This window comes from Actibacterium ureilyticum (assembly GCF_002285435.1).
GTDB lineage: Bacteria > Pseudomonadota > Alphaproteobacteria > Rhodobacterales > Rhodobacteraceae > Actibacterium_C > Actibacterium_C ureilyticum.
Genome location: NZ_NSBT01000018.1, coordinates 84,095 through 108,304, shown reverse-complemented (window position 1 = coordinate 108,304; position 24,210 = coordinate 84,095). Strand labels below are relative to the sequence as shown.

At 63.4% G+C, this 24,210-nt stretch carries 19 protein-coding genes; 13 read left to right on the top strand and 6 right to left on the bottom strand.

Features of this window, described 5'->3' with window-relative positions; translation table 11 throughout:
• Nucleotides 1-52: 52 nt before the first annotated feature.
• On the bottom strand, nucleotides 53-628 hold the full coding sequence (locus CLM60_RS03390; RefSeq protein WP_245848162.1) for a sugar transferase: 576 nt from the start codon (nucleotides 626-628) through the stop codon (nucleotides 53-55).
• A 746-nt stretch (nucleotides 629-1,374) separates the two neighbouring features.
• Between CLM60_RS03390 and CLM60_RS03385 the strand changes: the two genes are divergently transcribed.
• From CLM60_RS03385 to CLM60_RS03360, 6 genes are all read left to right on the top strand, one after another.
• A complete protein-coding gene (locus CLM60_RS03385; protein WP_095587761.1) occupies nucleotides 1,375-2,268 on the top strand; it encodes an ExeA family protein in 894 nt (297 codons plus the stop codon).
• Nucleotides 2,265-3,791 (top strand): GumC family protein, encoded by a 1,527-nt coding sequence (locus tag CLM60_RS03380; protein ID WP_095587760.1) that lies wholly within the window; start codon nucleotides 2,265-2,267, stop codon nucleotides 3,789-3,791. Before CLM60_RS03385 ends, CLM60_RS03380 begins: the two co-directional genes overlap by 4 nt.
• 56 nt (nucleotides 3,792-3,847) lie before the next feature.
• Nucleotides 3,848-4,654, top strand: coding sequence for a tyrosine-protein kinase family protein (locus CLM60_RS03375; protein WP_095587759.1), 807 nt, complete (start codon nucleotides 3,848-3,850; stop codon nucleotides 4,652-4,654).
• Between the two features lie 14 nt (nucleotides 4,655-4,668).
• Nucleotides 4,669-5,541: a glycosyltransferase family 2 protein gene (locus tag CLM60_RS03370; RefSeq protein WP_095587758.1), complete on the top strand. Its 873-nt coding sequence runs from the start codon at nucleotides 4,669-4,671 to the stop codon at nucleotides 5,539-5,541.
• Entirely contained in the window at nucleotides 5,538-6,107 is a 570-nt protein-coding gene (locus CLM60_RS03365) for an acyltransferase (RefSeq protein WP_095587757.1), read from the top strand. Before CLM60_RS03370 ends, CLM60_RS03365 begins: the two co-directional genes overlap by 4 nt.
• Nucleotides 6,108-6,601: 494 nt before the next feature.
• Nucleotides 6,602-9,874: a PKD domain-containing protein gene (locus tag CLM60_RS03360; protein WP_095587756.1), complete on the top strand. Its 3,273-nt coding sequence runs from the start codon at nucleotides 6,602-6,604 to the stop codon at nucleotides 9,872-9,874.
• On the opposite strand, the gene trhO is transcribed toward CLM60_RS03360, so the two are convergent.
• Complete coding sequence (trhO, locus tag CLM60_RS03355; protein ID WP_095587755.1) at nucleotides 9,868-10,794, bottom strand: oxygen-dependent tRNA uridine(34) hydroxylase TrhO; 927 nt, start codon at nucleotides 10,792-10,794, stop codon at nucleotides 9,868-9,870. The genes CLM60_RS03360 and trhO overlap by 7 nt on opposite strands.
• A gap of 64 nt (nucleotides 10,795-10,858) precedes the next feature.
• On the opposite strand from trhO, the gene pncA reads away from it, so the two are divergent.
• The 5 genes from pncA (at nucleotide 10,859) to infB (ending at nucleotide 17,220) form a co-directional block, all read left to right on the top strand.
• On the top strand, nucleotides 10,859-11,464 hold the full coding sequence (gene pncA, locus CLM60_RS03350; protein WP_095587754.1) for a bifunctional nicotinamidase/pyrazinamidase: 606 nt from the start codon (nucleotides 10,859-10,861) through the stop codon (nucleotides 11,462-11,464).
• 395 nt (nucleotides 11,465-11,859) lie between these two features.
• On the top strand, nucleotides 11,860-12,444 hold the full coding sequence (gene rimP, locus CLM60_RS03345; protein ID WP_095587753.1) for a ribosome maturation factor RimP: 585 nt from the start codon (nucleotides 11,860-11,862) through the stop codon (nucleotides 12,442-12,444).
• Nucleotides 12,445-12,447: 3 nt separating this feature from the next.
• Nucleotides 12,448-14,073: a transcription termination factor NusA gene (nusA, locus tag CLM60_RS03340; RefSeq protein ID WP_095587752.1), complete on the top strand. Its 1,626-nt coding sequence runs from the start codon at nucleotides 12,448-12,450 to the stop codon at nucleotides 14,071-14,073.
• A 22-nt stretch (nucleotides 14,074-14,095) separates the two neighbouring features.
• Nucleotides 14,096-14,728: an RNA-binding protein gene (locus CLM60_RS03335; RefSeq protein WP_095587751.1), complete on the top strand. Its 633-nt coding sequence runs from the start codon at nucleotides 14,096-14,098 to the stop codon at nucleotides 14,726-14,728.
• Nucleotides 14,725-17,220, top strand: coding sequence for a translation initiation factor IF-2 (gene infB, locus CLM60_RS03330; RefSeq protein WP_095587750.1), 2,496 nt, complete (start codon nucleotides 14,725-14,727; stop codon nucleotides 17,218-17,220). Before CLM60_RS03335 ends, infB begins: the two co-directional genes overlap by 4 nt.
• An 81-nt stretch (nucleotides 17,221-17,301) precedes the next feature.
• On the opposite strand, the gene CLM60_RS20835 is transcribed toward infB, so the two are convergent.
• The 4 genes from CLM60_RS20835 to CLM60_RS03310 form a co-directional block, all read right to left on the bottom strand.
• Nucleotides 17,302-17,439 (bottom strand): hypothetical protein, encoded by a 138-nt coding sequence (locus CLM60_RS20835; RefSeq protein WP_095587749.1) that lies wholly within the window; start codon nucleotides 17,437-17,439, stop codon nucleotides 17,302-17,304.
• A gap of 147 nt (nucleotides 17,440-17,586) precedes the next feature.
• Nucleotides 17,587-17,985: a (deoxy)nucleoside triphosphate pyrophosphohydrolase gene (locus CLM60_RS03320; protein WP_095587748.1), complete on the bottom strand. Its 399-nt coding sequence runs from the start codon at nucleotides 17,983-17,985 to the stop codon at nucleotides 17,587-17,589.
• Nucleotides 17,982-19,382, bottom strand: coding sequence for a bifunctional glutamate N-acetyltransferase/amino-acid acetyltransferase ArgJ (argJ, locus tag CLM60_RS03315; protein WP_095587747.1), 1,401 nt, complete (start codon nucleotides 19,380-19,382; stop codon nucleotides 17,982-17,984). Before argJ ends, CLM60_RS03320 begins: the two co-directional genes overlap by 4 nt.
• A 23-nt stretch (nucleotides 19,383-19,405) precedes the next feature.
• Complete coding sequence (locus CLM60_RS03310; RefSeq protein ID WP_095587746.1) at nucleotides 19,406-20,251, bottom strand: foldase protein PrsA; 846 nt, start codon at nucleotides 20,249-20,251, stop codon at nucleotides 19,406-19,408.
• A 187-nt stretch (nucleotides 20,252-20,438) separates the two neighbouring features.
• On the opposite strand from CLM60_RS03310, the gene secA reads away from it, so the two are divergent.
• Both secA and CLM60_RS03300 read left to right on the top strand, forming a co-directional pair.
• Nucleotides 20,439-23,144 carry a preprotein translocase subunit SecA gene (gene secA, locus CLM60_RS03305; RefSeq protein ID WP_095587745.1) on the top strand — a complete coding sequence of 902 codons (2,706 nt, stop codon included), beginning with the start codon at nucleotides 20,439-20,441 and terminating at the stop codon, nucleotides 23,142-23,144.
• A 120-nt stretch (nucleotides 23,145-23,264) separates the two neighbouring features.
• Complete coding sequence (locus tag CLM60_RS03300; protein ID WP_095587744.1) at nucleotides 23,265-24,203, top strand: hypothetical protein; 939 nt, start codon at nucleotides 23,265-23,267, stop codon at nucleotides 24,201-24,203.
• The last annotated feature ends 7 nt before the right edge of the window (nucleotides 24,204-24,210 follow it).

Genomic DNA, 24,210 nt, shown 5'->3' with positions numbered 1-24,210 from the left:
GTCAGATTGACCGACGCGCCGAAATACATGTGTCGAAGGTGGTTGGAAGGTGTCAGTAGCCTGTGCCGCGCAGCACCGCGGTGACAGTGCCGGCCAGGATGCGCAGGTCGTTGAACAGCGACAGGTCCTGATCGTAGCGGGTGTCATGGGCGGCGCGGCTCTTGAACTCACTTTCATTGCGGTCCGAGATCTGCCAGGCGCCGGTGATGCCGGGGCGCAGCTTGTAATAGGACGCGCCGGGATACATGTGGCGCTGGTTGCACATCATCGGGCGCGGACCGACCAGGGACATGTCCCCGCGCAGCACGTTCCAAAGCTGCGGCAGCTCATCCAGCGAAGTCTTGCGCAGGAACCGGCCCAGCGGGGTGATGCGCGGGTCCTTCTTCAGCTTCTGCGTTCTGGTCCATTCCTCGCGCGCGTCGGCGTCCTGTTCCAGGTATGCCTTCAGGCGGGCATCCGCGTCGGGCACCATCGTGCGCAGCTTCCAGATCCTGAAGACGCGGCCATTCCGCCCCAACCGGCGCTGCAGGAAGAACGGGTTGCCGCTTTCGGCGAACAGGAACACGGCCAGCACCGCCACCAGCGGCAGCGTGAAAGGCAGCGTGACGATGACCAGGGTAACATCCATCAAGCGTTTCAAGAAAGACCGATAGATCCCGCCGCGTGGCGACCGGCCCCGACCGGGCGCTTTCATGATGTCGATGTCGTCTGAGAACTTCTGAAAACTTACAGTCATTCGATCTCTCCAACGAGCCTGATCAGCCCTGCCATCTTACGCTTCGTAGTTGCACGCAACTGCGGTCTCACTTGTTATCCGGTCAACCGATCCAGACATTTATTTCTTAACTTAGATTTAATCATGATTCAATCTGTCGAGATCGTGGCAATTGCAAGGCAGCGAACCCAAAATCCTGTTTTCAAAGAATTTATTACGATTTTGCTGCAACTGCGAGAAGATTTTCCGCATCTGGGGTGCAGATTTGCCCTTATCCTGTGCAACCTTGTAACGAGCTATGCAAACAGGTGTCACCAGCTACCCAAAACTTGCCGGTCAGACCGGCGGATCGTTGCCTAAGGTTGCGTTCAGCCGGGGTTTCGCGGATGAGTCGTGGGGGGGAATGTCGCCCTCTCGGCGTATTTCGGTCAAAATGGATGGATAATAAGTGTCGCCAACAAGGATTCGCTTCGAATCGGCAACAACGCCGGTATGCGGGGATCCGCCAACAAGACGAAGAGCAGTCGGGAAATAGACGTGATCGGTACGAGGAAAAGGTGTATCACCAGCGTGACCGCCCGGCGGTGGGGCCGCGGGCAACGCACCCGTAACAGGCACCCGGCACGAATCGGCTGCGCCAGAAAGCAAGTGAGGGCATCGTGACGATCCCCGGTCTATATACCGACTTCTTCGGCCTGAAAGAGCGCCCCTTCGCCCTGTTGCCGGATCCCGACTTCATCTATTGGAGCGGCGCCTATCGCCGGGCCTTTACGGTTCTGGAATACGGCATAATCAGCCGCGCGCCCATCACCGTGATCACCGGCGAGGTCGGCGCGGGCAAGACGACGCTGGTGCAGGCGCTGCTGAAGGCGGTCGAACAGGACACCACGGTCGGGCTGATCTCGAACGCGCAGGGCGGGCGGGGCGAATTGCTGCGCTGGGCGCTGAATGCCTATGACGTGGAATGCGACCCGACGCTTGATTACGTGGGTCTGTTCCAGACGATGCAGGATTTCCTGCTGCGCGAGTATTCCCAAGGGCGCCGCGTGGTGCTGATCATCGACGAGGCGCAGAACCTGTCGGTCGATGCGCTGGAAGAGATCCGGATGCTGACCAATATCAACGCCAACAAGGACGAGCTGTTGCAGCTGATCCTGGTGGGTCAGCCCGAGCTGCGCGAGATGATCACCCGCCCCAGCATGCGCCAGTTCGCCCAGCGGGTCGTGGCCAGCTTTCACATCCCGCCGATGACCCGGGCCGAGGTCGAGGCCTATATCAGCCACCGCCTGATCCATGCGGGCGGCACGGGCGAGGAATTCAGCCGTCACGCGATGGGCCTGGTCTGGGTGCATTCCGAAGGCATCCCGCGGATGGTCAACAAGCTGTGCGATTTCGCCATGGTCTATGCGGCGGCCACCGAACAGCGCCACGTCGATGCCGAAACCATCGAAGACGTGCTGCGTGACAACATCTTTCTGGAAACGCGGGCGACAGAAGACCCCGAGAACCTGTTCACGCTCTCCTCTGGGCCTACGGATAAAGCTGCGGAATGAAAAACGATCTGAAATACTATGTTGCGATCTTCATGCGGCGTCTGCCGCTGTTCCTGATCGTGGCGCTTGGGCTGTCCGCTGCGGCGGTCGCGCTGGCGGTGTCGCTGCCGACGGTCTATTCGTCGAACACCACGCTGCTGGTGGAATCGGCGCAGATCCCGGACGAGCTTGCCTCGTCCACGGTGCAGACCAACGCGGTCGAGCAGCTCGAGATCATCGAACAGCGCCTGATGACACGCGCGAACCTGATCGACGTGGCCCGCGGCCAGCAGGTGTTCGAGGATGTCGACGAGATGACGCCGGACCAGATCGTGCGCAAGATGCGGGCCAGCACCGAATTCACCAGCACCAGCGGCCGGGACCGGGCGACGCTGATGCAGATCACTTTTTACGGGCGGTCGCCCAAGATCGCGTCGGGTGTGGTGAACGAATATGTCACCCGTATCCTGGATGAAAACGTGCGCCTGCGCACCGACCAGGCCGAGGACACGCTGGAATTCTTCCGGCAGGAGGTCGAGCGGCTGGGCACCGAGCTGGGCGAATATTCCGCCAAGATCGTCGCGTTCCAGAATGAAAACAGCGAGGCGCTGCCCGACAGTCTGGATTATCGCCTGACCCGCCAAAGCACTCTGCAGGAACGTCAGGCACAGATCTCGCGCGAGCGGACGACGCTTCAGGATCAGCGCGAGCGTCTGTTGCAGATCTATGAGTCGACCGGCCAGATCCAGGCCAGCCAAACCGGCCCGCAAACCGCCGAGGAACGCCAGTTGCAGCGCGTGCGCGAGGAACTGGCCGCCGCCAGTGCGGTCTATTCCGATGCCAACCCCAAGGTCAGGGTGCTGAAAACCCAGCTGGAGCAGCTGGAGCGCGTCGTGGCCGCCCAACAGGGGGGCGAGGTGCCGACGGATTCCGAAACCGTGCTGCAGATCAACCTGGCCGAGATCGACACCCGCATGGCCGCGCTGGACGATCAGGCCGACGAGATCGCGGCGGAACTGTCCAAGCTGCAAGGGTCGATCAGCAAGACCCCCGCCAATGCGATTTCGCTGGGCGCGTTGCAGCGCGATTACGAGAATATCCAGCTGCAATACAGCGCCGCGCAGGAACGTCTGTCGAAAGCCGCCACCGGCGAGCGGATCGAGCTGTCGTCCAAGGGTCAGCGCATCGCGGTTCTGGAACAGCCCACCGTGCCGACCGAACCGACCAGCCCCAACCGGCCGCTGATCGCGATCGGGGGAACCACGCTGGGACTTGGCGCGGGGTTCGGTCTGGTGCTGTTGCTGGAACTGTTGAACGGCGCGGTGCGCCGCCCGGTCGAGCTGACCAATGCGCTGGGCATTACGCCGCTGGTGACCATTCCCTATATCCCGACACGGGGTCAGACGGTGCGCAAGCGGTCGCTGCAATTCGTGATCCTGGCGCTGCTGGCGGCGGGGATACCGGCGCTGCTGTATCTGCTGCACACCGAATATCTTCCGCTGGATCTTCTGGCGGGCCGGATCGCCGAGCGGCTGGGACTGTAACGCGGTGGCGCAGGGGACGACCGGAACAATCGGCCTTATTCGAGCAAGGACATAAGATGGAAAAGCTTCAGGCAGCGATCGCACAGGCCCGTGAGATGCGGGGCAAGACCGGCCCGGCCCATGTGCGCGGTGTGGTCGCCGCATCGGTAAAGCCCGGCGCCTGGGACCAGATCGCACCGCTGGAGATTTCGGCCGAAACGGCGGCGCAGAACCGGCTTGTGTCGCTGGCGGGCGGGGTCCATGCCACGCCCTTCGACCTGTTGCGGACCAAGGTGTTGCAGCTGACCGCCGCCAATCAGTGGACGCGCGTGGCCATCACCTCGCCTTCGGCGGGCTGCGGCAAGACGACAACCGCCGCCAACCTGGCCGCCAGCCTGGGCCGACAGGTCGACAAGCGCACGATCCTGATGGACATGGACATGCGTCGCCCCACCCTGGGCCAGCTTTTCGGGTACGAGGGCCGCGCCAGCGTGTTCGACGTGCTGGAGGAAGACATCGATTTCGCGGATCAGGCCCGCCGGCTGGGTCCCAATGTGGCGCTTTCGATGAATGCCGGACCGGCCCGCGACCCGTCCGAGCTGATCCTGCGCAAGCGGACGGAAGAGATCATAAACGAGATCGAGCGCACCTATCAGCCGGGGCTGATGCTGTTCGACCTGCCGCCGATGCTGGCCAATGACGACACGTCGGCATTCCTGCGGATCGTGGATTGCGTGATGATCGTGGCCGAGGCCGAGGTAACGACCGCCAAGCAGATCGACACCTGCGAGAAAGAGCTGGCCCAGCACACCAACATCCTGGGGGTGGTGCTGAACAAATGCCGGTTCAACGAAGAAGAATACGGCTATAGCTACGGATATTGAGCGGCAGGCGCCTTATGGCTGATCACCCCGGCTTTGCGATCATCATCCCGCATTACAACGACCACGCGCGGCTGGAACGCTGTCTGACCGCGTTGCTGCGCAATGACCTGACCGGGGCCGAGGTCGTGGTGGCCGACAACCGGTCGGACCCGCCGCTGGATGCGCTGGCCGCGCAGTTCCCCACGGTGCGCTTTGTCACCGAGCCCACGCGCGGCGCGGCGGCAGCGCGCAACCGGGGTGTGGCCGAAACCACCGCGCCGCTGCTGTTCTTTCTGGATGCCGATTGCGTGCCTGCGCCTGATTGGGTTGCCACCGCCCTGCGGGTGTCGCGCCCCGATACGGTGATCGGCGGGCGGATCGATGTCTTTGACGAGGGGACCGGCCCGCGCAGCGGCGCCCAGGCGTTCGAGACCGTCTTTGCCTTCAACCAGCGCGCCTATGTCCGCGACAAGGGGTTTTCGGTGACCGCCAACCTGTTGACCACGCGGGCGGTGTTTCAGGCCGTGGGTCCCTTTGTCGTGGGTCTGTCCGAGGATGTGGAATGGTGCCAGCGGGCAACGGCGGCGGGGTTCGATCTGATCTATGAGGATCGTCTGGTGGTCGCGCATCCGTCGCGCGGGGATTGGCCCGCGCTCAGCAAGAAATGGCGGCGGATGACGGACGAGGCCTTTGGCAGCGCTGGCCACGACATTGCCGGGCGCCTGCGCTGGGCGGGCAAGGCGCTGTTGATGCCGATCAGCATTCTGGTGCATCTGCCGCGCGTGCTGCGCCATCCCGCGCTGCGCGACGGGCGCGAACGGCTGCGCTGTGCCGCGGTTCTGGTCCGGTTGCGGCTGACACGCGCGGGCTGGATGCTGCGCCAGGCCGCCGGTCAGGGGACGCGATGACCGGAACGGCAAAGCCCAGACTGTCGCGGCGCCGCCGCGCGCTGCGCCTGGTGTCCGGGGTTCTGGACCCGCGCGCCTGGGCGCATCTGTTCAAGCTGGTGAATTACTATAACTATTCCCACGTCGCCCCCCTTCGAAAGGTGACGCTGGGCCCCGGCGCGGCGATCAGCCCGAATGCCGTCTTTTCCAACCCCGAGCGGATTTCGGCCGGGCGCGGTCTGCATCTGGGCGCGCGGTGCCATCTGTGGGCCGGGCCGTCGCATGGGCGGATCGTGATTGGCGATGACGTGCTGTTCGGCCCCGAGGTGATGGTCACCGCGGCCAATTACCGTTTCAACGACGGCAGCCCGGTGACCGCTCAGAAGATGGACGAGGCCGATGTGGTGATCGGCAACGATGTCTGGCTGGCGACGCGGGTCACGGTATTGCCCGGCGCCCGGATCGGCGACGGGGCCATCATCGGCGCCGGTGCGGTGGTCACGGGCGACATACCCGCCCATGCAATCGCCGTGGGGGTCCCCGCCCGCGTGGTGGGCGCGCGCACCCCGTTCGACCGACCGGCCTGACGCGATTCGATCTGTGCCGCGCAATGCAATTGAACCGGTTTGATCGGCGCATTTCGGCCCGGCAATTCGCCCAATTCTTCGGCATTCGTTTGCGGTACCCAAAAATCCGCTCAAAATTGCGCGATCTGTTGGCGGGACGCCGCCACAAATGTTAATGCGACATTATACAAGCAGACACATTACATATTGCGCATAAACTGTATTGAAATCAGGGTTTTGAGGGCATCCGGACGCGGATATACGCATGTTTTTCAATTCGGAAACGGCGGTATTCTATTTTAACCTTTGTTAACCAGAGCGAAATAGTGCCGTATTTTCGCCGCCAACCGCACCTACGCCTTTTACTGAAGCGCCAAGGCAAATGGGTCGGTTTCGAATTCAGGTTCCAGTGTTGTTTTAGCCCGTAAGTCCAATTCGGTGGCGCACCAGGATCAGCCCTGTGCGGTTCGGCTTTCGGCCCGGCGCAGGCAGCAGGCGAAAGGGACGATATCTGAATGACGGCGCCGTTCACCCCCTATGCGGAACATGAAAACCAGACGATCGTCGTGACCTCTACGGCGGAACTCGACGCAGCGCTTGCCACGCTCAGCGCAAGCGGTGGCGGGACGATCCGGCTGGACGGTGCGGGCGGTCCGTACCGGTTGCAGGCCGACGGTCTGGATGCGGATGCGCCGATATTGATCCGCGCGCTCGACCCCGCGGACCCCCCGGTGATCGAGAAGATCACGATCAAGGCTTCCAGCTATCTAACCGTGACCGAGGCGGTGGTGGACCGGTCGGGCATCCTGGCGCAAGAGGCCGACAACAGTTTCGATATCTGGGTTCAGGGCAGCCATCACATCAGCTTCGTCGGCAACCGGATGCAGGGCGTGGCCGATGGCTATCTTTCATCCGATGGCGGCGGGGTCGAGGGCAACGACCTGGCGCTGATCCGTAACAGCGCGCATGTGACATTCTCGGGCAACCAGATCGAAAACTATCTGCACGGGGTGGCCTACCGCGAGGTGACGGATTCGACCTTCACCGGCAATGACGTGTCGGGCATTCAGGGCGATGGGTTCCGTGGCGTCGGATTGCAGAACGTGGAAGTCACCGACAATTACATGCACGATTTCCTGGGCTCGACCCAGGATATCAACCACAGCGATATGATCCAGATCTGGACCCGGGGCGCGGAATCCGTCACCCGGGATCTGACGATCAGCGGCAATATCCTGGATTCCGGCGCCGGGCCCGCATCGCAGGGGATTTTGATCGGCAATTCGATCGCCGGCACGGACGGCCCCGCGAACGAGTTGCCGCGCAATATCGTGATCACCGACAACCTGATCCACAACGGCGCGGCCAACGGCATCCGCGTGGGCTATGTCGACGGGCTTCAGATCGGCAACAACACCCTTTTGTGGAATACCGTCGCGGGCACGCAGACAACCCCCGACGACACGTCGGTCAGCCGCGTGCCGGGGATCACGGTGTCGGGCACGTTGAACGCCCAGATCACCGATAACGTCAGCGGTCGTGTGACCGTCGACGGCACCCGTCAGCACGATGGCAATTTCATCATCGACTATGCCGACCGGAATGATGCCAACTATGTGCACCGGCATATCGTGAACCTGTCGGGGCAGGGGGATCTGGACATCCGCGATCTGGCCTTTCTGTCCGACAGCGCGGCCAATGGCCAATACGGCTCGACCCTGGGCTGGGGTACGGTTGCCGATACGGTCGCGGCGGTGATCAGCGGCGTCGAAAGCTCGGCCAATCGGCTGGCACAGGTCCTGACCGCGACCGAAAGCCTGATCACCGGCGATCCCGACAAGGCGCAGTACCGGTGGACCTTCGACGATGGCACGACGCTAAACGGCAAGAACATCCTGGCCGTCTTTGCCGAGGCCGGGACCTATGGCGTGACCCTGGATGTCACGTCCGAGGATGGCCGCACCGACACGATATCGCGGCTGGTCAGCGTGCGCAGCAACGATATCGTGTCGCTGGATTTCAACGATGGCGTCCAGGATGTGTCACAGGCCGATGCGCAGCTCAGCTATCACGGGTGGGACCAGACCGTGCTGGTCGACGGGCTGGATGCGGGCGGGTTTCGTCTGACCGGGCGGACGCTGATCCAGATCGACCGCAGCAATGAACAGATGTTCGACCTGTCCAGCTTCTCGCTCGATCTGGATTACAAACCGGCGACCCATCGCGAATACGGCACCCTGTTGCGGCTGCCCGGCACGATGGAGCTGTTCATCACCGCCAGCGGGGCGCTGCGGTTCCGCCTGACCACCGATGCGGGCACGTTCGAGGTTCTGAGCGCCGACGGGGTGATGGAAACGACCGACTGGCGCAAGATCGGGGTGTCCTACGATTCCGATCAGGGCACATTGCAGCTGTTCATCGGCGACACGCTTGCCGGCGAAAGCTTTGCCGAGGGCACGACCGCATCGGCGGGGCATTACCATCTGTATGTCGGCAATCCGTGGTCGGAAAGCGTGCGTGGGGTGATCGACAATTTCGCGATGTCGACCGAACCGCGCGGCGGCTGGTCGGACGGGTGGGGAGGCACCGATACCGGGGCCCGGGTGGACGTGATTGCGTTCGATACCGCGGGCGACGGGGACAGCGCCGCCCAACCAGACGACACCCCCCAGACGGACGAGGCTTTGGCCGAATCCGCCCCCGGAACCGTTGTTGTCCTGGGCGAGGTCGATTTCACCATTCCCGCCAGGACCGCGTTCCTGTTCAACCGCACCGATTTCCGTATTGAGCTGCATCTGGAAACCGATGCGGCGGGGGAAAGCGGCGCATTCCTGCATCTGCACGAAACCCTGCTGGCCCGGGTCGATGCGCATGGCCACGTGGTGTTCGAGCTGACGACCAGCGACGGGGTCTTCACCCTGCGCAGCGCGGGCGCGCTCTATCAGGATGCGGCGGGCTATGACCTGGCCTTTGCCTATGACGCGGCGTCGGGGCTGCTCCAGCTAGAGGCCGACGGTGTTATCATCGCCCAGACCGACGCATCGGGCGTGACCGCCGATGCCGCATATTGGGGTCTGGTGCTGGGCCATGGCTGGCAAGAGCCGCTGTCGGGCACGGTTCAGGATTTCCGCTTCCTTGACGGCACGACACTGGCCCCGGTCGATACCGGGCTGGATACGGTCGAGCTGTTGGGTTGGCAGGCCGAAACGCTGCTGACCTTCGAAGGTGTGGTGCATGACGTGCTCGACGGCGCCACGGTGTTTCAGGACCTGCCGACCGCGCCGTCATTCGTTACCGGCCCGACCGGTCAGGCGCTGCATCTGGATACCGGCAGCAGCGTGACCTTTGGGCGCGGTGCGCTTGATCTGAATGCCGCCGACAGCTTCGTGCTGGCCTTTGATTTTCAACGCGACGCGGCGCAGGACAGTGGCCGGGTCATGCATCTGCACGAGGTCATGGATGCGGTGATCGACGGCGATGGCCGTCTGCATTTCACCCTGCAGACCGATACCGGCACGCATCAGGTCATCAGCGCCGAGGCCGCGTTCGACGACACCGACTGGCACAATGTCCAAATCGTCTATGACAGCACGGCCGAGGTGCTGAGCCTGGAGATCGACGATGCGGTGATGGCGGTGACACAGGCCAGCGGCACCACGGCCGAGGTCAGCCATTGGGGTCTGACCGTTGGCAGCGCCTGGGGCGAGAGCATTACCGGCAGTATCGACAACCTGGCTATCGGCGATGATGTCACCGACCAGATGATCGGCGACGCGCTGCTTTACTGACCGGCGGCCTTGCGCGGTACGGCGCCGATATGTTCCTCGCCCCGTGCGCGGGCCAGCTTGATCTGTTTCTGACGTTCGCGGAACCGGGTGCGGTCGGCTTCGGAATATTCGTCCACGCATTGGTGGCATTGCACGCCCAGCTCGAATTCCGGGCGCTGCCGGTCCTCGGGCAGGATCGGCCGGCGACAGGCGCGGCAAAGCTCGTGCGGGCCTTCCACCAGCCCGTGCCCGACCGAGACACGTTCGTCAAAGACGAAGCATTCGCCGTGCCACAGGCTTTCGCCCTGCGGGACCTCTTCCAGGTATTTCAGGATCCCGCCTTTCAGGTGATAGACATCCTCGACCCCTTGCCCCAGCAGGAAGTTGGTCGATTTCTCGCACCGGATGCCGCCGGTGCAGAACATCGCGATCCGCTTGTTGTGGAACCGGTGCTTGTTTTCTTCCCACCAGGCAGGAAAGTCGCGAAAGGTGGCGGTTTCAGGGTCTATTGCACCGTCAAACGTGCCAATCGCGACCTCGTAATCGTTGCGCGTGTCGATCACCGCCACGTCGGGCGCGCTGATCAGCGCGTTCCAGTCGGCGGGCGCAACATAGTGGCCGACGCGGGCGCGCGGGTCGATGTCTGGCTGGCCCATCGTCACGATCTCGCGCTTCAGCTTGACCTTCATCCGGGTGAAGGGCGGCTTGGTCGCGGTGCTTTCCTTCCATTCCAGATCCGCGCAACCGGGCAGGGCGCGGATATGGGCCAGCACCGCGTCGATGCCCGCGCGGGGGCCGGCGATGGTGCCGTTGATCCCCTCGCCCGCCATCAGAAGCGAGCCCTTGACCCCCTGCGCCTCGCACAGCGCCTGAAGGGCCGGGCGCAGCGCGTCCGGGTCATCGAAGCGGGTGAAGTGATAAAGGGCGGCAATGGTGTACATGGCGCGTGATCTATGCTGTCTTGGCCCTGCTGCGCAAGTGCGGCGATGAGTAGCGGAGACCCCGATGCGCCCGGAAAACGAAGCCCTGATCGTGATCGACGTTCAAAACGATTTCTGCCCCGGCGGCGCGCTGGCCGTGGCGGGCGGGGATCAGATCGTGCCGGGGATCAACGCGCTGCTGGCCGAGTTCCCGGTGCGGGTCTTCACCCAGGACTGGCATCCGGGCGATCACAGCTCTTTCGCGTCGCAGCATCCGGGGCTGGACCCGTTTGCGGTGACCCAGATGCCCTATGGCCCGCAGGTGCTGTGGCCCGACCATTGTGTGCAGGGCAGCGATGGGGCGGCGTTTCATGGCGGGTTAGAGACTGATTACGCCGATCTGATCATCCGCAAGGGATTTCGGCGGGCCATCGACAGCTATTCCGCGTTCTTCGAGAACGACCACGAAACCCCCACGGGGCTGGAGGGGTATCTGCGCACACGCGGCGTCGATACGCTGACGCTGGTGGGGCTGGCTACGGATTTCTGCGTGAACTTCTCGGCGGTGGATGCGGCCAAGCTGGGTTTCAAGGTGACAGTTGATACCAGCCTGTGCCGGGCGATTGATCTGGACGGGTCATTGCAGGCGGCGATGGATGGGATGAAAGCCGCAGGCGTCACCTTGCGCTAAGGGCCGCGCGCGGCCCGGGCTGGTCGCCCGTGCCGGGTGTCAGAGGCTGCCCGTAAAGCGCGGAATCAAGGGCGAAGCCCGCCGCGCATCGCCGGGCCGCCCCGACGGTCCGGCGATTTGGTCGGGTCGGCGCGCCGTTTCCACGGAATTCGGACATGGCCGCCATAAAACGAGAGGATCTTCGGTCGGATCGCCGCACCGCGGCCCGCCGATGCGCGGGGTTCCATGCTGTTAGGGCGACATGCAATCGCCAGACCCCCTTGCAGACTCACCCCCAAGGGCGTATATCCCCATTCAACAGCGGCGTGTTGGTCTCCACCCCCAACGCTCCACCGGGAAAGATCGACGGGCCGCGCGCCCGTTTTTTTGTGCCTGAACCGCAGGCAAAGGACCACATGACCGAACTGATCGCCAAAACCGCCATCGACCGCCGCCTGGCCGAGATCGTCACCCCCGTGATCGAGGGGATGGGGTTCGAGCTGGTGCGCATTCGCCTGATGGGCGGCAAGACCCCGATCCTTCAGATCATGGCCGAACGCCCCGAGGGCGGGATCGAGGTCGATGACTGCGCCGAAATCTCGACCGCCGTGAGCGCGATCATGGATGTCGAGGACCCGATCGAGGACAATTACACGCTCGAAGTCTCAAGCCCCGGGATCGACCGGCCGCTGACCCGGCTGAAGGATTTCGATGTCTGGGAAGACTATGAGGCCAAGATCGAAACGACCGAGATGATCGACGGCCGCCGCCGGTTCAAGGGCATCCTGCGCGGGACCGAGGATGGCGAGGTTCTGATCGAGATCGAGGATCAGGGCGAACCGGTGACCATCGGGCTGCAATTTGACTGGCTGTCGGACGCCAAACTGGTGCTGACCGACGAGCTGATCCGTGAGATGCTGAAGCAGCGCAAGGCCGCCGGCATCGTGGACGAAGACCAATTTGACGACATAGAAACAACCGACGCTTCCGAGGAGGAGTGAGAGATGGCAATCACCTCAGCCAACCAGCTGGAACTGCTGCAGACCGCCGAAGCGGTGGCCCGCGAAAAGATGATCGACCCCGATCTGGTGGTTCAGGCGATGGAAGAGTCCCTGGCCCGCGCGGCCAAGTCCCGCTATGGCTCGGAAATGGACATCCGGGTCAGCATTGACCGCAAGACCGGCAAGGCGACATTCACCCGCGTCCGCACCGTGGTCGAGGATGACGCGGTCGAGAACATGCAGGCCGAAATGACGGTCGAGCAGGCCAAGCAGTATATGGAAAACCCCGAGGTGGGTGACGAGCTGCGCGACGAGGTGCCGCCGGTGGAAATGGGCCGGATCGCCGCCCAAAGCGCCAAGCAGGTCATCCTGCAAAAGGTGCGCGAGGCCGAGCGCGACCGCCAGTACGAGGAATTCAAGGACCGCGCCGGTACGATCATCAACGGTGTCGTCAAGCGCGAGGAATACGGCAACGTCATCGTCGATGTGGGCCGTGGCGAAGCGATCCTGCGCCGGAACGAAAAGATCGGCCGCGAAAGCTATCGCCCGAATGACCGCATCCGCTGCTATGTGAAGGATGTGCGCCGCGAGACCCGTGGCCCGCAGATCTTCCTGAGCCGGATCGCGCCGGAATTCATGGCCGAGCTGTTCAAGATGGAAGTGCCCGAGATCTATGATGGCATCATCGAGATCAAGGCCGTCGCCCGCGACCCGGGCAGCCGCGCCAAGATCGCGGTCATCAGCTATGACGGCTCGATCGACCCGGTGGGCGCCTGTGTGGGTATGCGCGGTAGCCGTGTGCAGGCCGTCGTGAACGAGCTGCAGGGCGAAAAGATCGACATCATCCCGTGGAACGAGGATCAGCCGACCTTCCTGGTGAACGCGCTGCAACCGGCCGAAGTGTCGAAGGTGGTTCTGGACGAGGAAGCCGAGCGGATCGAGGTCGTGGTGCCCGACGATCAGCTGTCGCTGGCCATTGGCCGTCGCGGTCAGAACGTGCGTCTGGCCAGCCAACTGACCGGGCTGGACATCGACATCATGACCGAGGCCGAGGAATCGGCGCGTCGCCAGGCCGAGTTCGAGGAACGCACCAAGCTGTTCATGGACACGCTGGACCTGGACGAGTTCTTTGCCCAGCTGCTGGTCTCGGAAGGGTTCACCAGCCTGGAAGAGGTCGCCTATGTCGAGCTGGACGAGCTGCTGGTCATTGACGGTGTCGACGAAGGCACCGCCGAAGAGCTGCAGGCGCGCGCCCGCGACTGCCTGGACGAGATGAACCGCAAGGCGCTGGAAAAGGCCCGCGAGCTGGGCGTCGAGGACAACCTGGTTGATTTCGACGGTCTGACACCCCAGATGATTGAGGCGCTGGCCGAAGACGGTGTGAAGACGCTGGAAGACTTCGCCACCTGTGCTGACTGGGAACTGGCCGGTGGCTGGACCACGGTCGATGGCGAGCGTGTGAAGGACGACGGTATCCTCGAGAAATTCGACGTGTCCCTGGAAGAGGCGCAGAACCTGGTGATGACCGCCCGCATTCAGCTGGGCTGGGTCGATCCCGCGGAGCTTGCGTCCGAGGAAGAGACCGACGAGGACGGCGAAGCCGAGGTTGAAGCCGAGGCCGAGGCCTGATCTCAGGTCCGGAGGGCGCAGCTTGGGGCGCGGCGGCAAAGTGAAAGACCGGGAGGCGCCCGAGCGGCGCTGTGTGGTGACCGGAACGGTTCAGCCCAAATCGGGGCTGATCCGGTTCGTGGTCGGGCCCGATGACGTTGTGGTGCCGGATATCCTGGGCAAGCTGCCCGGGCGCGGCATCTGGGTGTCGGCCGACCGCGCGGTGTTGGCGCAGGCGATTGCCAAGGGAACGTTCTCCCGCGGGGCCAAGCGCAAGGTGACGGCGCCCGATGATCTGCTGGAGCAGGTCGAGGCGGTGCTGTTGCGCCGGGTGATCGAAGGCATATCGCTGGCGCGCAAGGCCGGGCTGGCGGTGGCCGGGTTCGAGAAGGTCAAGGGATGGCTGACATCGGACGCGGCCGAGGTTCTGATCCAGGCGAATGATGGATCGGAACGTGGAAAATCGAAGCTTCGGCCCCCGGATCATACGGGGCTGCTGATCGACTGTCTGAGTGCAAATGAATTGGGTTTGGCATTCGGGCGGGAAAATGTGATACATGGCGCGCTTGCGGCTGGTGGACTCACGACACGTGTAGTAGAGGATGCAGCCAAGCTTTCGGGCGTGCGCACGACAGATGGAGGGGAAGGCCCCTCGAAAGGTACGAAGACCATATGAGCGATACTGACGGCAAGAAAACCCTTGGCCTGCGCGGCGGACCGCGTTCTGGACAGGTGAAGCAGAGCTTCAGCCACGGACGGACGAAGAATGTCGTGGTGGAAACCAAGCGCAAGCGCGTGATGGTGCCGAAACCCGGTGCCGGCAAAGGCGGTGCGGGTGGGGCGGCGTCGTCGGACCCGTCGCGCCGGCCGGCCGGTATCAGCGATGCCGAACAGGATCGCCGCCTGAAGGCGTTGCAGGCCGCCAAGGCCCGCGAAGCCGACGAGCAGCGCGCCCGCGAGGAAGAGGAAAAGCGCCGCGAGGAAGATCGCCAGCGCCGCCGCGAAGAGGCCGAGGCGAAAGAGCGCGAGGATCGCGAACGCGAAGAGCGCGCCCGCCAGAAGGCCGAGGAAGAGGAACGCGCGCGCAAGGAAGCCGCGGCCAGCAAGGCCCGCGCCGAAGCCGCCGCTGCGCAACCCGCACCGGCTGCCGCCGACGAACCGCGCGGCCCGGCCGCTGCGAAACCGGCGCCTGCCCGCAAGGACCGCGAGCGCGACAACAACCGTGGCGACGACCGCCAGAACCGTGGCAAGGGCCGCGACGACAACCGCCGCGCCGGCAAGCTGACGCTGAACCAGGCGCTTTCGGGTGGCGAAGGCGGCCGTCAGCGCAGCCTGGCAGCGATGAAGCGCAAGCAGGAACGCGCCCGGCAGAAAGCTCTGGGCGGTGGTGACAATCGCGAGAAGATCGTCCGCGACGTTCAGGTGCCCGAAACCATCGTGGTCAGCGAGCTGGCCAACCGGATGGCCGAACGGGTGGCCGATGTTGTGAAAGAGCTCATGAAAATGGGCATGATGGTCACGCAGAACCAGTCGATCGACGCCGATACCGCTGAACTGATCGTCGAGGAATTCGGCCACAAGGTCGTCCGTGTTTCGGATGCCGACGTGGAAGACGTGATCGACACGGTCGAGGACAAGGAAGAAGATCTGGTCTCGCGCCCGCCGGTCATCACGATCATGGGCCACGTGGACCACGGCAAGACCTCGCTTCTGGATGCAATCCGCGACGCCAAGGTTGTCGCGGGCGAAGCGGGCGGCATCACGCAGCATATCGGCGCCTATCAGGTGACGACCGATGGCGGCGCTGTGCTCAGCTTCCTGGACACGCCGGGCCACGCGGCCTTTACCTCGATGCGGGCGCGCGGTGCCCAGGTGACGGATATCGTCGTCCTGGTGGTGGCCGCGGACGATTCGGTCATGCCGCAGACGATCGAGGCGATCAACCACGCCAAGGCCGCCGAAGTGCCGATGATCGTGGCGATCAACAAATGCGACAAGCCCGAAGCCAACCCCGACAAGGTGCGGACCGAGCTGCTGCAGCACGAGGTCATCGTCGAGAAGATGTCGGGCGAGGTGCAGGATGTCGAGGTATCGGCCATCACCGGCCAGGGCCTGGACGAGCTGCTGGAAGCCATCGCGCTGCAATCCGAGATCCTGGAGCTTAAGGCCAACCCGCATCGCGCCGCATCCGGTGCCGTGATCGAGGCGCAGCTGGACGTGGGCCGCGGCCCCGTCGCCACCGTTCTGGTGCAGAACGGGACGCTGAAGCAGGGCGATATCTTTGTCGTCGGCGAACAGTGGGGCAAGGTGCGCGCGCTGATCAGCGATACCGGCGAACGTGTGACCGAAGCCGGGCCGTCGGTTCCGGTCGAGGTTCTGGGCCTGAACGGCACGCCCGAAGCGGGTGACGTGCTGAACGTGGTGGAAACCGAAGCCCAGGCGCGCGAAATCGCGGAATACCGCGAGAATGCCGCCAAGGAAAAACGCGCCGCTGCCGGGGCCGCCACGACGCTGGAACAGCTGATGGCGAAGGCCAAGGAAGACGAGAACGTGCAGGAGATGCCGATCCTCGTGAAGGCCGACGTTCAGGGCTCTGCCGAGGCCATCGTTCAGGCGATGGAAAAGATCGGCAACGAAGAGGTCCGCGTGCGGGTTCTGCATGCCGGTGTCGGTGCGATCACCGAAACCGATGTGGGCCTGGCCGAGGCATCGGGCGCGCCGATCATGGGCTTCAACGTGCGGGCCAACGCGCCGGCGCGGAATGCCGCCAACCAGAAGGGCGTCGAGATCCGCTATTACAGCGTGATCTATGACCTGGTGGATGACGTGAAAGCCGCCGCAAGCGGTCTGTTGTCGGCCGAGATCCGCGAGAACTTCATCGGCTATGCCGAGATCAAGGAAGTGTTCAAGGTGTCGGGCGTCGGCAAGGTTGCGGGCTGTCTGGTCACCGAAGGCGTGGCGCGCCGGTCCGCCGGTGTGCGTCTGCTGCGCGACAACGTGGTGATCCACGAAGGCACGCTGAAGACGCTGAAACGCTTCAAGGACGAAGTGCCCGAGGTTCAGTCCGGTCAGGAATGCGGTATGGCGTTCGAAAACTACGACGATATCCGTGCGGGCGATGTGATCGAGATCTTCGAACGCGAAGAGATCGAGCGCGCGCTGGACTGATCCGGCCGCTGACCGCGCAACCCTGAAATAAAAAAAGGGCGCTTCTGCCAAGCGCCCTTTTTTATGATCTGTTTTACCGTCTTACGCGGCGGTGCGGGTCACGGGGCGGCCTTCGAAAACCTTTTCCCCTACGCGCACTTGGATGTTGCCGTTGGCCAGCTTGCGAACGAAAGAACCTTGTACTGAAACACAACTGCCCACGGTGATCGTGCGAAGCATTTCTCTCTCCCAAACCCAATTCGTTACATGAATGTAATACATATAAATAAAAAATCATCCTAAAAATTGGGTTACTGTCGCCAAAGCACGGCTAAATAATGCGCAAAATAATGACGACCTTAGGCAAATTCGTTTAAATTGCCTGAGTTATAGCCATTGTTGCAGAATCGGGATCAGTGGGACATCGGCTGCGGGCATGTCAAATTTCCGCAAATCCGTGGCGTGAACCCATTTCAGCACCTGATTTTCGCGGGGATTCGGTATTCCGCCCCATTTTCGGCATGCAAAAAGCGGCATCAGCAGGTGAAACGAATCATAGCTGTGGCTGGCAAAGGTCAGCGGCGCCAGGCAGCTTGACCAGGTTTCGATGCCCAATTCCTCGTGCAGCTCGCGGATCAGCGCCGCTTCGGGCGTTTCGCCCGGTTCGACCTTGCCGCCGGGAAATTCCCACAGCCCCGCCATGGATTTCCCTTCGGGGCGCTGCGCCAGCAGCACCCGGCCTTCGACATCGATCAGCGCAACCGCCGATACCAGAACCGTTTTCACGACCGGTAATCCGCGTTGATCCGGATATAGTCATAGGTCAGATCACAGGTCCACGCCGTGGCCGCGCCGCGTCCCAGGCCCAGATCGACCGCAATCACCAGATCGGATTGCTTCATATAGGTCGCGCCGGCCTCTTCGGTATAGCTTTCGGCGACCCAGCCGTTTTCCGCGACCAGGATGTCGCCGAACCGGATCGACAGCTTGTCGCGATTGGCATGGGCGCCGGATTTGCCCACCGCCATGACGATGCGGCCCCAATTCGGATCCTCGCCCGCCAGCGCGGTCTTGACCAGCGGCGAATTCGCGATGGCCATGGCGACCTTGTGCGCGTCGGCGTCACGGGTGGCGCCGGTCACGCGGATCTCGGCGAACTTGGTGGCGCCCTCGCCGTCGCGCACGACCTGATGCGACAGATCCAGCATCACCGCCTTCAGCGCGTCGGCGAAATCCCGGGCGGGGCGGCTGCGCAGATCGCGGATCTCGGTCGCGCCGCTCTGGCCCGTCGCGGCGACCAGCAACGTGTCCGAGGTCGAGGTATCGCCATCCACCGTGATGCAGTTGAAGGTCTCGTCCGTCAGGCGCGACAGCAGGCGTTGCAGGGTCTGATGCCGGATTGCAGCATCGGTGAAGATATAGACCAGCATCGTCGCCATATCCGGCGCGATCATGCCCGAGCCTTTGGCGATGCCGGTGATGGTGACGGGGGTCCCGTCAATCTCGATCGTGGCGGTGGCGCCCTTGGGATAGGTGTCGGTCGTCATGATGGCGCCGGCAGCGGCCTTGGCGCCCGCCGGGGTCAGGTCGGCGGCCATTTGCGCCAGGACCGCCTCGATCCGCTCATGCGGCAGGGGTTCGCCGATCACCCCGGTGGACGAGGTGAAGACGCGTTCGGGCGCAACGTTCAGCGCGGCCCCCACGGCCTGGGTCAGCGCCTGGACGGAACGTTCGCCGTAAGATCCGGTAAAGGCGTTGGAATTGCCCGCATTGACCAGAATGGCCGAGGGCTGATCCGGCTGCGCCGGTTTGCCGATCTTGGCTTCGCAATCCAGCACGGGGGCCGAGCGGGTGGCCGAGCGGGTGAAGACGCCCGCCACCTGCGTGCCGGGCGCCAGTTCGGCCAGCATGACATCGTCGCGCCCCTTGTAGCGGACGCCGGCCCGGGCGACGGCAAAGCGCACCCCGGCGATTTCCGGCAGGTCGGGAAAGCTGGCCGGGGCCAGCGGCGACACCTTGGGCCCGGCCGCCGGGGCCGCGTCCGCGGGTGCGACCGCCGCGGCCTTGAGCTGTTTCACCTTCTTGCGCAGCTTCGACAGTTTCAGCTTCAGATCCTTGTCGTCTGACTTGCTGACCTGCTTGGCTTTCTTCTTCGACGCCTTCTGGGTCTTTTTCTTCGCCATCTGTCCCTCGTTGGCTGGCCAGCTCAGTTTTCGAGCAGGTCCATGTTCCGCAATTGCGCGGGGTCGATCTCGGTCTCGTTGCGGACAATATCCGCCGCGTTGGTGATTTCGTCCAGCGCTTTGGTCACGGCCTGCTGTTGCAATTCGGCGGTGATGGAATCGCGCATCTCGTCCAGGGTCGGGGCGGGCTTGTCACGCGCTTCGTTCAGAAGGATGACATGCCAGCCGAACTGGGTCTGTACCGGGTCCGAGATCTGGCCGGGTTCCATCGCCACCACGGCTTCCTCGAACGGGGCGACCATCATGCCCTTGCCGAACCAGCCCAGATTGCCGCCCGACGGGCCGGACGGGCCGGTGGACTTCTCTTTCGCCAGCTCCGCGAAATCGGCGCCGCCGTCCAGATCGGACTTGATCGCCTTGGCGTCTTCTTCGGTCTCGACCAGGATATGCGAGGCATTGAATTCCTGTTCGGGCGCGACATCGGCGAATTGTTCGTTATAGGCGGCCTCGATCGCGGCGTCGTCGATCTGGATCGCATCCATCTGGCCCAAGGCCTCGCCCGCCAGGAACGACCGGCGCTCGTTTTCCAGCGCCAGCTTGGCGGCCTTGCTCAGCTCGCCCTCCATCGTCTGGGCCACGGCGGTCTGACGGATCAGCTGGTCCAGCACGGCCTCGTACAGCACCTGGTCGTCCAGCGCCTGATAGTTCGGCGGCAGTTGCTGGGTCATCATGATCATGTGACCCAAAGTGATGTCTTCACCGCCCACGGTGGCGATTACGGTGTCGGCGGCCGGTTCCTGAGCGAAAGCGGGGGCCGAGATCAGCGCACACAGGCTGATCGCAAGGGCGGTACGGGGAAGAACGGGCATTCGGGCCACTCCATCTGGTGTTGCGCTTGCTGGCAACGTTGACACTGTTGTGGTGGCCGCTTACATCGCTGCATGGTCGCAGAGAGCCCGACCGCCATTGTTTCCTGACCTTACCTAAGGCCGCGGCGATGGGGGGGCAAGGTATCCTCTGGAATGATCCCGTGATTGGCATCCGAGCGGAGAACACATGCTGGGCTTAGGAACACTCGCCAAAAAGGTTTTTGGCACCCCGAATGATCGTATGGTCAAAGCCACCCGTCCGCTCATCGAGAAGATCAACGCGCTGGAGCCCGAATTCGAAGCGCTGAGCGACGAGGGGCTGAAACAAAAGACCGAAGATCTGGCCAAACGCGCGATGGAGGGCGAAAGCCTGGACGCGCTGCTGCCCGAAGCTTTCGCCAATTGCCGCGAGGGGGCCCGCCGCGCGCTGGGCCTGCGGGCGTTCGACACGCAGTTGATGGGCGGTATCTTTCTGCATCAGGGCAATATCGCCGAGATGAAGACCGGCGAGGGCAAGACCCTGGTCGCGACCTTCCCGGCCTATCTGAACGCGCTGACGGGCAAGGGCGTGCATATCGTCACCGTCAACGATTATCTCGCGCGGCGCGACGCCGACTGGATGGGCAAGGTTTACAACACTTTGGGGCTGACCTGTGGGGTGATCTATCCCCAGCAGCCCGAAGAGGAAAAGCGCGCCGCCTATGCCGCCGACGTGACCTATGCCACCAATAACGAGCTGGGCTTCGATTACCTGCGCGACAACATGCGCTCGGAAATCAGCCAGATGGTGCAGCGCGACCACAACTTCGCCGTCGTGGACGAGGTCGACAGCATCCTGATCGACGAGGCGCGGACGCCGCTGATCATCTCGGGGCCCAGCCAGGACCGCAGCGAGCTCTATGTCACCATCGACAAGCTGATGAACCGCCTAACCGAGGAACATTACACGCTGGACGAAAAGACCCGGAACGCGACCTTTACCGACGAGGGCAACGAGTTTCTGGAAAACCTGTTCCAGTTCGAGGGCGTCCTGCCCAAGGACCAGTCCTTCTATGATCCCGAAAGCACGACCATCGTGCACCACGCGACCCAGGCCCTGCGTGCGCACAAGCTGTTCCAGCGCGACAAGGATTACATCGTCCGCAACAACGAGGTCATGCTGATCGACGAATTCACCGGCCGGATGATGGCCGGACGGCGTTTGTCGGACGGGATGCATCAGGCGATTGAGGCGAAAGAGGGCGTGCCGATCCAGCCCGAAAACGTGACGCTGGCCTCGGTCACGTTCCAGAACTATTTCCGGCTTTACAACAAGCTGGCGGGCATGACCGGCACCGCCGCGACCGAGGCCGAGGAATTCGGCGACATCTATAAGCTGGGCGTGGTCGAGGTTCCGACGAACCGCCCCATCGCCCGGATCGACGAGCATGACCAGGTGTTCCGCACGGCGCGCGAGAAATACGCCGCCATCGTCGAAGAGATCCAGGAAGCGCACAAGAAGGGCCAGCCGGTTCTGGTGGGCACCACGTCGATCGAGAAATCGGAATTCCTGTCCGATATGCTGAAAAAGGCCGGTGTCGAACATAACGTTCTGAACGCGCGCCATCACGAACAGGAAGCCAAGATCGTCGCCGATGCGGGCCGTTTCGGTGCGGTCACCATCGCCACCAACATGGCCGGGCGCGGCACCGACATTCAGCTGGGCGGCAATGTCGAGCTGAAGGTGCTCGAGGCGCTGGACGCCGACCCCGATGCCGATCCCGAGGCCATTCGCGCCCGGATCGAGGCCGAACATGCTGACGAAAAGGAAAAGGTCCTGGCGGCCGGTGGCCTGTTCGTTCTGGCAACCGAACGGCACGAATCCCGCCGGATCGACAATCAGCTGCGCGGCCGGTCGGGCCGTCAGGGGGACCCGGGACGGTCCTCGTTCTTTTTGTCGCTGGACGACGATCTGATGCGCATCTTCGGCTCGGAACGGCTGGACAATGTCCTGTCGAAGCTGGGCATGAAAGAGGGCGAGGCGATCGTGCATCCGTGGGTGAACAAATCGCTGGAACGCGCCCAGGCCAAGGTCGAGGGGCGGAACTTCGACATCCGCAAGCAGCTGCTGAAATTCGACGATGTGATGAACGACCAGCGCAAGGTGATCTTTGCCCAGCGGCGCGAGATCATGGAAGCCGCCGATCTGTCGGAAATCGTTCAGGACATGCGCCATCAGGTGATCGACGACGTGGTCGATACCTATATCCCGCCGAAATCCTATGCCGATCAATGGGATGCCGAGGGGCTGTATGCGGCGATGATGGAAAAGACCAACCTGGATTCCAAGGTCATCGCCTGGATGCAGGAAGAAGGCGTGGATGACAATGACATCCGCGAGCGTCTGTACAAGGCGTCCGACGAATACATGGCCGCCAAAGCCGCGCAGTTCGGCCCCGAAAACATGCGCAATATCGAAAAGCAGATCCTGCTGCAGACCATCGACGGCAAATGGCGCGATCACCTGCTGACGCTGGAACATCTGCGGTCGGTCGTGGGCTTCCGTGGCTATGCACAGCGCGATCCGCTGAACGAATACAAGACCGAGGCCTTCACCCTGTTCGAAACCCTGCTGGATTCGCTGCGCGAGGAAGTGACCCAGAAGCTGGGCCAGATCCGGATGCTGACCGAGGACGAGCAGCAGCAGATGATGCAGCAACTGGTCGAACAGCAAAAAGAAATCCAGTCCGCCGCCGACGCAGCAACCGCCGCCGCCGAGGCCGCCGAGCTGGCCAAGGACAGTGGCACGTTTGACGAAAACGCGCCGGAAACCTGGGGCAATCCGGGCCGGAACGATCCCTGCCCCTGTGGCTCGGGGAAAAAGTTCAAGCATTGCCACGGCAGCCTGGCCTGATCCGGCTTTGGCTGCGCGGCGCGCCTTTGCAGCTATGGGTTGATTTTTGATCCCCGCGCGCGATCCTGACCCTGATCGGCTGGCCGCCCCACTGGGCGGCGCCGGCCGGAGGTGCAGCGGATGAACCGAAGCGTGCTTTTTACCGCCCTGGGCGCCAGTGTCTTTCTTGTCACCGGCATCGTTCTGACGATCCAGCGGTTTCAGACGCCGGATCCCGCACCCGCCACCCCCGTCGCACAGGGGATATCCCCCGCCACCGGTGCCGTGGATCTGCCACAGGCGCCATTGGTGCCGCGCGTGGCATCGCGGACCGTCACCGCCCCGGCCGCGCCGGGGGATGGTGCGGCGCTGCAACCCGGGCGCTACAGCCCCTATGGCCTGCCATGCGACGTGGCGCTGTCGGCGCGGCTGGCGCTTGCGGCCCAGGTGGTGTTGTCGCTTCAGGCCAACTGCGCCCTGTCGCAGCCCCTGATCGTTGAACACGCCGGGCTGCGGTTTTCGGGGCGGACCGATGCGCGCGGGCATTATCGCGTGATGGTCCCCGCCCTGAACGACGACGCGCTGTTTCAGATAAGCTTTGCCGACGGTGCCAGCGTTCAGGTGCATGTGGCTGTGCCCGATGCGCCGCTTTATCGCCGGGTGGTGCTGCAATGGCAGGGCGATCAGGGCGTGTCGCTGCATGCCCGCGAATTCGGCGCGGGTTACGGCGGCACCGGCCATGTCTGGACCGCGCAGCCCGGCCGGGCCGAGGATGCGGTGGCCCATCGTGGCGGTTATCTCAGCCAGCTGGGCGATGCGGATGCCGCCGATGGTTGGCGCGCGCAGGTCTATAGCTTGGCGCGCGGGTTGGACCGGGGGCCCGGCGTCGTGCGCGTCAGCGTCGAGGCCGAAGTCACCCGCCAGAATTGCGGCCGCATGGCCGTGGCCGAAACCCTGCAACCCGGCGCGGACGGGCTACTGGCCGCAGGGCTGCGCGTGCAGATGCCGGACTGTTCGGCGGTGGGTGAATTTCTGGTGTTGAAAAACGTGCTTCGAGACCTGAAAATCGCCCGGAACTAGCGCGCAG